Source organism: Bacillus thermozeamaize, assembly GCA_002159075.1.
Classification (GTDB): Bacteria; Bacillota; Bacilli; order ZCTH02-B2; family ZCTH02-B2; genus Bacillus_BB; species Bacillus_BB thermozeamaize.
This window is the reverse complement of sequence record LZRT01000055.1, coordinates 19186-27250: the sequence shown is the minus strand read 5'-3', so window position 1 is coordinate 27250 and position 8065 is coordinate 19186. Positions and strand designations below refer to the sequence as shown.

At 53.7% G+C, this 8065-nt stretch carries 6 protein-coding genes and 2 pseudogenes; 6 read left to right on the top strand and 2 right to left on the bottom strand.

Features of this window, described 5'->3' with window-relative positions; translation table 11 throughout:
- Together BAA01_16505 and BAA01_16500 are read right to left on the bottom strand one after the other, a co-directional pair.
- A pseudogene (locus BAA01_16505) lies at nucleotides 1–391 on the bottom strand (transposase).
- 132 nt (nucleotides 392–523) lie between these two features.
- A pseudogene (locus BAA01_16500) lies at nucleotides 524–1201 on the bottom strand (ABC transporter ATP-binding protein).
- A gap of 225 nt (nucleotides 1202–1426) precedes the next feature.
- Between BAA01_16500 and BAA01_16495 the strand changes: the two are divergent.
- From BAA01_16495 to BAA01_16470, 6 genes are all read left to right on the top strand, one after another.
- Nucleotides 1427–1837 (top strand): hypothetical protein, encoded by a 411-nt coding sequence (locus BAA01_16495; GenBank protein ID OUM88899.1) that lies wholly within the window; start codon nucleotides 1427–1429, stop codon nucleotides 1835–1837.
- 15 nt (nucleotides 1838–1852) lie between these two features.
- On the top strand, nucleotides 1853–2638 hold the full coding sequence (locus BAA01_16490) for a hypothetical protein (protein ID OUM88898.1): 786 nt from the start codon (nucleotides 1853–1855) through the stop codon (nucleotides 2636–2638).
- A 299-nt stretch (nucleotides 2639–2937) separates the two neighbouring features.
- Nucleotides 2938–4362, top strand: coding sequence for a hypothetical protein (locus BAA01_16485; GenBank protein ID OUM88897.1), 1425 nt, complete (start codon nucleotides 2938–2940; stop codon nucleotides 4360–4362).
- 103 nt (nucleotides 4363–4465) lie between these two features.
- Complete coding sequence (locus BAA01_16480) at nucleotides 4466–5239, top strand: enoyl-CoA hydratase (protein ID OUM88896.1); 774 nt, start codon at nucleotides 4466–4468, stop codon at nucleotides 5237–5239.
- 130 nt (nucleotides 5240–5369) lie between these two features.
- Complete coding sequence (locus BAA01_16475) at nucleotides 5370–5762, top strand: hypothetical protein (protein ID OUM88905.1); 393 nt, start codon at nucleotides 5370–5372, stop codon at nucleotides 5760–5762.
- A gap of 144 nt (nucleotides 5763–5906) precedes the next feature.
- Nucleotides 5907–8060, top strand: coding sequence for a hypothetical protein (locus BAA01_16470; GenBank protein ID OUM88904.1), 2154 nt, complete (start codon nucleotides 5907–5909; stop codon nucleotides 8058–8060).
- The last annotated feature ends 5 nt before the right edge of the window (nucleotides 8061–8065 follow it).

Here is an 8065-nt window from a genome sequence, read left to right as displayed (position 1 = left end):
CCAGTTTTGGGAGACGAATCCGGTTTCCTTGGATGGCGATGGTTCCCTTGTTGTTTTTGGATGTGTAGGATTGCACCGGATTCTTCCGGCTTTTGAAGCGTGGGTAACCCTTTTTCTCCTGGAAGAAACGCTTGAAGGCATCATCCAGATGCCGCAGTTCCGTCTGCAACGCCGTGGAATCCGGTTCCTTGAGCCAATCCAGCTCTCTCTTGAGACAGGTGAGCAAAGCGGAGCAGGCATTATACCCAAGCGTCTTTCCTTCCGCCTCATACACTTCCTTCCGTTTGGCGAGGAAGTGATTGAAGACGTATCTGCAACATCCGAATGTCTTATGGATGAGTTCACGTTGCGTCCTGTTTGGGTAGATGCGAAACTGGTACGCCTTGTGCATTTGTTCCACCTTCTTTCCTTGTCCTTATGTTACCATGGGAAAGGAATATGGAACAAACGTTTGCTGGGAGGGGTTCATGTATCCCACCCCTACAGGAGTAGGTTTTATTGCCCCTCCCAGACCCTCCCCGTTTTTATAAAGTTGTTGCAGGGAGCCGTGATAGATCAACCGGCCTTTGTGGATCATGATGACCGATTGGCATAACAACTGCACTTCCTCCATGATGTGGCTGGAGAAGAGGATCGTTTTGCTTTCCCCTTTCAGTTGGTGAATCAATTGGCGGAAAATGTTGGCAGATGTGATGTCCAATCCCGTGGTGGGTTCGTCAAACAAGATGACTTCCGGATTGTGGATCAGCGTTCTTGCAATGGCCACTTTCTATCTCATCCCTTTGGAAAAGGTGCCGACGCGGCGGTGCAAATAGTCTTTCATCCCAAACTTGACGGCCAGCGACTCGATCCGCACCTTGGTTTCATGTTTGCTCATGCCGTACAACATCGCAAAGTACTCGAGGTTTTCCATTGCTGTCAGACGCTCATACAATCCGGTTTCGCCGCCGAACAGCACTCCGATGCTTTTTTTGACCTCCATCGGCTGTTTGCGCGTGTCATAGCTGGCCACAGAAATGCTTCCTTGCGTCGGCGCAAGCAATGTGGCAATCATGCGGAGAAGGGTGGTTTTTCCCGCGCCGTTTTCTCCGAGCAGGCCAACCACTTCCCCTTTTTGAATCGAAAAAGAAACGGACTTCGTCGCATAGATGGGTTCCTTCTTGTTCTTAAACATTTTGGTTACCTGTTTGACCTCGATCAACCGACTCGCCCCTCCGGTGACAAACTCACTTCCGGTGACAAACCCACTTCTATCGTACCGGACAGGAAAAAAGTGTCTACCAAGTTGTCGTGAATCGTCCGTTTGTGGTCGCAAATCGGCGCATGGCCGTCGTTCCCCGCACGATGACGGATGGTACAATCTGTATAAGGATGGATGGTACAATCGGTGTCGGGCGGTCACTGCGCTGACGGGGGGATGGTGCGAATGATCCGAGTGGGTCTGGTGGATGACGAACGGCTTGATCTTGAGAAAATGGTTGCGATCATGAAACAAATCGAAGGCGTCGAAATGGTGTTCGCTACCCAAAGTTCGGAGGAGGCCTACCGGGAGATTAAAAAGAACGAGATCATTTTTATTGAGCGAACGGGCAGAACCACCACCATTGTCACGACCGGAGAAAAATACACCACGTACCAGACGCTCAATGAATTGGAGAAAAAGCTGGTGGAACGAGACTTTTTTCGTTCCCACCGTTCGTTCATCATCAACATTCACTATGTAAAAAACTTTTCGCTTTATACCAAGCACTCTTACCTGGTTTCATTCTATCAAACCAAAGACACTGCCATGATGTCCAAAGAGAAGATGGAGGAATTTCAAGCCAAATATTTTTAGGAAGGTTTCATGCTCATGGACAATCTCTTGATTGGGTTGGCATTTGCCCTGCTCGTCAGTTCCCTGGGCTGGTTCATCTTGCAGACCATCCGTTGGCGGAAGCGGGCCCGCGAGTTAGAACATACCAACCGGCTGCTGCTTGACCAGCAAATCCACATGGAACAAATGATCAATGAAATCCGCTCTGAACGGCATGATTTTATCAAACATATGCGCGTCATCGAAAACCTTGCCCGGCAACAGGAACGCGGGATCCTGGATCAGTATCTGGATGAACTCAATGGCGAGCTTCAGCGCATCAATGTCCTGAACAGAGGAGAAAAGGCCCATATGGCTTCTTTGTTGAAGCATGTGCTAGAGGCGTGCCGACATGATCATGTCCAGGTGAGATATGAACTGGAAGTTCCGTTGTCTGCCCTGCCGATGGGATTGGTTGACCAGACGAAGCTGGTCGGAAATTTGTTGGAGAATGCATTGGAGGCGGCCTGCCGGTATGCGCAGCAGCATCACCAGGCGCAGATCGAAGTTTTCACTTCCGTTCGCAGCGGGTTGTATCTGTTGGAGGTGCGCAATTCGACGCTCCCGATCCCCAGAGAGATTGTGGACGCGTTGTTTAAACAGCCGGTGCCGTCCAGCAAAGCAGGGAGTGCCAATGGGTGGAAGCATGGCATCGGTACGCATGTGATTGCAGAAACAGTGAAAAAGCATCAGGGCACCTTGGATTTTCGTTACCAGTTTCCGTGGATGACCGTGAAAGTAAAAATTCCCTTGTTTCAAAGCATGATCCACAACGGCGTTTGATGATGGGACGGGCCTGAAGGCCTTTTTGCCAAATGCGCGCAGTTATGACTCCCCACATATAACTGCCACTTCTCTGCTGCGGCCAAGGTTGGCGCAGCATGGTGTATTCGTTTCCAGTGTTTTCACTTTGTTTCGTTTTGTACTATAATAACATATATATCTTTTGAAACGTGGGGTTTTGTTTTTCGCAGTCTGGTGGCGCGATGCGGAAAGATCATTAGAGATACGCAGGATATGCTAAAGACACAAAGATACATAGAAAATACATCATACATCATTTTAAAGAGAGTGAAGAGCGAATGAGTCAGACGCAGGCAGAAAGAGACGGATGGAAGCGGTGGATCGACGGCTTGCTGATTATCCTGATCCACTTGGTGACATGGGGGTATCTTGCGAAGATCCTGTTACGTCCGGATGATGGATGGGCATTTTATTTTGCCTTGATTTCGATGGTGATTTTGCTGCTTGGATTCTTCAGGAGCGGTGGCTGGTTCCGGTTGATTTCCGGCGTTTTTCTCCTGGGGGGTTTTTTTATTTTGTGGCGAAATCAGGTGCCGGCGCGTGAGATCTGGCAGTTTTTTGGTTCGACGACCGGCATTTTGACGTTGATGTGTGTGGCGCCGCTGTTCTCCATCCCGATTACGATGGGGGCCTATCATCGTTCGGCGCAGCTGATCATTCGGGAACGGGTGAGAAAGCCGCATTCGACCTACCTGGTTGTCTCTTCATTTACCTACATCCTGGCGTCGTTGATGAATGTGGCCGCCATCGTGGCCTCTTACGCGACGTTTCACCATCTGACCCGTCCGTTCCCCAAAGACGTGGCGGATAAAATATCCTTTGCGGCCTATACGCGGGGGCACACGCTGGCCATGATGTGGAGCCCGGTCGGGGCAGCCATTGGGGCCGCACTGTCGCGCATTCCGGCCAATCCGGGAATTGTTATCGGCATGGGATTTTTCTTTTCCGTTTTCATGGTCATTCTGGACATGTGGATGATTAAGGGATGGGTAAGACGCCATGCGGCGGCGGTTGACGTGATGCCGGCTTCGGGTGAAACCCGAATTGCGTCACGCCATTGGAGACGTGTAGGGACGGTGTTTGGTGTCATCTTCTTCTTTGTCCTGACGGTCATTGCCCTGCATGAATGGGTGTACGTGCCGGTGGTGGATGCGGTCATTCTTTTGATTCTGGTCTTTTCCATCGTCTGGTCCTTGCTGTTGAAGAAGCCCAAGCGGCTGGTTCAGGAGCTCCGGAACAAGGGGACAACGGGGCTTTTAGGGCTTGTGCAGCAGTTTTTGCTTTTCATTTCGGTCGGCTTTTTTACCCAGGTGCTCACCGTAGCCGGGCATATGGAGTTTTTGGTCGACTGGTTTGAAGCGTTGTCCGTTTCTGTCGGATGGTTGCTCATCCTGTTCATCGTTCTTTTCGCCACCATCAGCTCCCAATTGGGGCTGTTTCCGGCTCTGGTGGTGGTGTTGCTGGCAGACCTGATTCCATACCAAGCTCTCGGACTCCGGCCGGAGTGGTTCGCTTTTGCGATTATCGCCGGCGCGGTCGGCGGCGTTCCTGCCAGTCCCTTGACGGTCAACGTGAATCTGCTGGCGACGATGATGCGGGAAGATCCGATTCGTGTCTCCCGCAGCAACCTTCCGTTTGCCGGCGTGATGGTGCTGACGGTCAGCATGATCGTCTGCGGCCTGAGTTTGTTGTTTCCGGTATGATGGAAACAATCTGTTGTCCTGTGTGAAGGTTCTGTATAATAGGTTTTAAGTTTTCCCTGCCGCCGCGGGCGACGAAAAGCGGCCATTGAAAGGAGTGAACGGCGTGAGTTTGAGGGTCGAAAAAGAACAGTATCTGTGTCTGATTACACTGAACCGTCCCGAGGTATACAACAGCCTGAATCGGGAAATCGTTCTGTCCCTGAGGGAGGAGCTGGAGCGGCTGGCGGATGATAAATCTGTCCGGGCCGTGATCATCACCGGCGAAGGGGAGAAAGCGTTTTGCGCGGGTGCCGATTTGAAGGAGCGGCAGACGATGACTCCGGAACAGGTGCTGCAGTTTTTGAAAACCCTTCAGGATACCTTGTTGACACTGGAACGCTTGCCGAAGCCGGTGATCGCTGCCATCAACGGGGTGGCGTTTGGCGGCGGGACAGAGCTGGCGTTGGCCTGTGATCTGCGGATCATGTCGCGGCATGCCAAGATGGGGCTGACGGAAACGTCCCTCGGAATCATTCCGGGCGGCGGCGGCACGCAGCGACTGCCGCGGCTCATCGGCAAGGGGAAGGCCAAAGAGTTGATCTACACGGCCCGGCACGTGGACGCGGAGGAGGCGCTGGCCATCGGGCTGGTGAACCAGGTGGTGGAGCCGGCGGAGCTTCTGGATGCGGCGCGCCGTCTGGCGGCTGATATCGCGAAAAATGCACCGCTGGCCATCGCGCAGGCCAAGTATGCGATCGATCACGGGTTGGAGGTGGATCTGGTTACGGGACTGGCCATCGAAACCAATGCGTATCAGGTGCTGATTCCCACGAAGGATCGCCTGGAAGGACTGAAGGCTTTTCAGGAGCGCCGCAAGCCGAATTACCGGGGAGAGTAACCTGGCGTCCTGAAGCCGTGGAACATATCCGCATCAGCCGAATGAGTCAAGAGTTGAAAACCATATCATAAAGACGAGGTGGAAAGACTTGAAACAACAGTTGATCCCGAAGGAGACCGTGAAGCAACGGATGGAATTACTGACAGCCGGTCCGGTTTGGGGCCACTTGGGGATTCGCCTGGTCCATGCGGAAAACGGGGAATCGGAGGTGCATCTGCCGGTCAAAAAGGAGTTCACCCAATTGCACGGCAATGTGCACGGGGGAATTCTGGCGACGGTTTTGGATGCCAGTATGGCGGCAGCTGTCAACAGTCTTTTGCCGGAACAGGAATTTACAGTGACGACAGAAATGAAGGTAAACTACCTCAGCCCTGCGACGGGCCAGCTTCTGATAGCCAAGGCGCGGGTGATTAAGCGCGGCCGCTCCCTCTCCCTCTGCCAGGCAGAGCTTATGGATGACCAGGGGAAGATGTTGTGTTACGCGACGGCGACCTTTTTCATCTTTGAGAAAAAAGAGGCGTAATTTTTTTGATTTCATAAACATAGTTCTCGAGACGGAAAATATGGTATGATATTTTTAGTTGTGAACGATGTTTATATTATAAAAACATCGTTGGATGATTTTTTCGTTGCTCAGGAGGGAAACACCTTGCAGAAAAGTCAAAAGATGCCATTGGATGCACTGTTTGATCAGCGTTCGATCGCGATCATCGGTGCGTCTCCGAAGCCGGGATTTCCGTCTCGAGTTCCGCAGTTTTTATTAAAATTCGGGTATCCGGGGAAGGTGTACCCAATCAACCCAAAATATCAAGAATTGTTTGGATTGAAAGCGTATCCGAATCTGGCGGCCGTGCCGGATGAGGTGGATTTGGCGCTGATCATCGTCGGCGCAAAGCACGTCATGCCCCTGCTTGAGGAATGCGCGGAAAAAGGGGTAAAGACGGCGGTTGTCTTCAGTTCCGGTTTCTCCGAGACCGGGGAAGAAGGAAAGGCGCTGCAAGAAGAAATGCGCCGTCTCTGCGAGCGGACAGGGCTGCGCGTCCTGGGACCCAACTGTCTGGGGTATGTGGATGTGAGCCACAAACTGGTCGTCACTTCAGCCAGCCTGATGGAGCGGTTGCGCGATCTGGATGAGGTGAAGGACAGCTCGATTGCCTTCATCACGCAAAGCGGCGCGCTGGGTTCGATGACGTATGGCGAAGCGTACCGGCAGGGGGCAGGATTTCGCTACTTTGTCAGCACCGGCAACGAGGTGGATATTGAGGTCAGTGAAGTGGCCTCTTATGTCATCGAAGATCCCGCCGTCAATGTAGTGGGGCTTTATCTGGAGTCGGTGAAGAATCCGGAACATTTGCGGGTGTTGGCCGAAAAATCGGCCCGACTGGACAAACCGGTCGCCGCGTTGAAAGTGGGCCGTTCCTCTGTCGGAAAGCGTGCGGCTGCCTCTCACACCGGTTCCATCGCCGGCAGCGATCAGGTATACGATGCCTTTTTCCGTCAGCACGGCATTTTGCGGGCCAAGGACATGCAGGAGCTGGTAGACTTTCTGATGCTGGCCTCCTGCGGGCGGATGGTGAAGGGGGATCGGCTCGGTGTCATCACGCTCTCCGGAGGAGCGGGGATCATGATCAGCGACCAGTGCGAGGATCTGGGCATTCAGGTGCCTGAATTAAGCGCGGCGGATCAGGACCGCATCCGGCCATTTATCCCCCCGTTTGGTTCGGCCGCCAATCCGGTGGACATCACGGCCGAGGTGCTGGGCAAGCCGGAGATCCTCAAGCCCTCTTTGGAGGCGCTCACAAAGGCGGAAAACATCGATGCCGTACTGGTGTTCTTTGGATTGGTCGATCACATGGCGCTGCGCCTGATTGACGATATCCATGAGGTGTACCGGCAGACCGACAAGCCGATAGTCGTCACTTGGTACGCCGGTTCCGACGAGGTGATGAAAAAGCTGTCCGATTACCGGATTCCCGCCTATCGTGATCCTTCACGCGCGGTGGGCGCCATCCGCCTGCTCATGGAGTATCAAAAGCGGCGTCAGATTCAAAAGCAGGCTGGCCAGGCACATGCCGTGGCGGCTGGTGAACCGGCTGGGGCGGGGCCTGCGGAAGCGATCCGCGAGCAGCTGCGCCAGCAGATCGCGGCAGGAAAAACGCACCTGAACGAGTACGAAGCGAAACAGCTGTTTGCCGCCTACGGGATTCCGGTTGGCCGCTCCCGGCTGGCGACAAGTGCGGATGAGGCGGTCAAGGCGGCCGAGGACATCGGTTATCCCGTCGTGATGAAGGTGGCTTCGGCGGATATCCTCCACAAGACGGACGCGGGCGGGGTCATGCTCAACATCCGTACACCCGAGGAGGTTCGCCAGGCTTACGAGCGCATTGTTGCAAACGCCAGGCAGTATGCCCCGGGTGCGCGCATCGACGGTGTACTGGTGGAAGAGATGCTGGAAGCCGACCGGGAAGTGATTCTCGGCGTCATCCAGGATGCCACTTTTGGCCCGACATTGATGTTCGGCTTGGGCGGGGTGTTTGTGGAGGTCTTGAAGGATGTTTCCTTCCGTGTCTGTCCGCTTTCGCCCGCTGATGCGCGGGAGATGATCCGCGAGATCAAGGGAATCCAGATTCTCGAAGGAGCGCGTGGCAAAAAGCCGGCGGATGTTGATCAACTGGCGGATATCCTGGTCCGCATCAGCCGGATGGCCACCGATCTGAGCGATTTTGTCGAGGAAATGGAGATCAATCCCTTGTTGATTTCGGCTGATGGCCAGCGCCTGGTGGCTGCGGATGGATTAATCAAGCTGCATGCGAAAAAGTGAGGAGG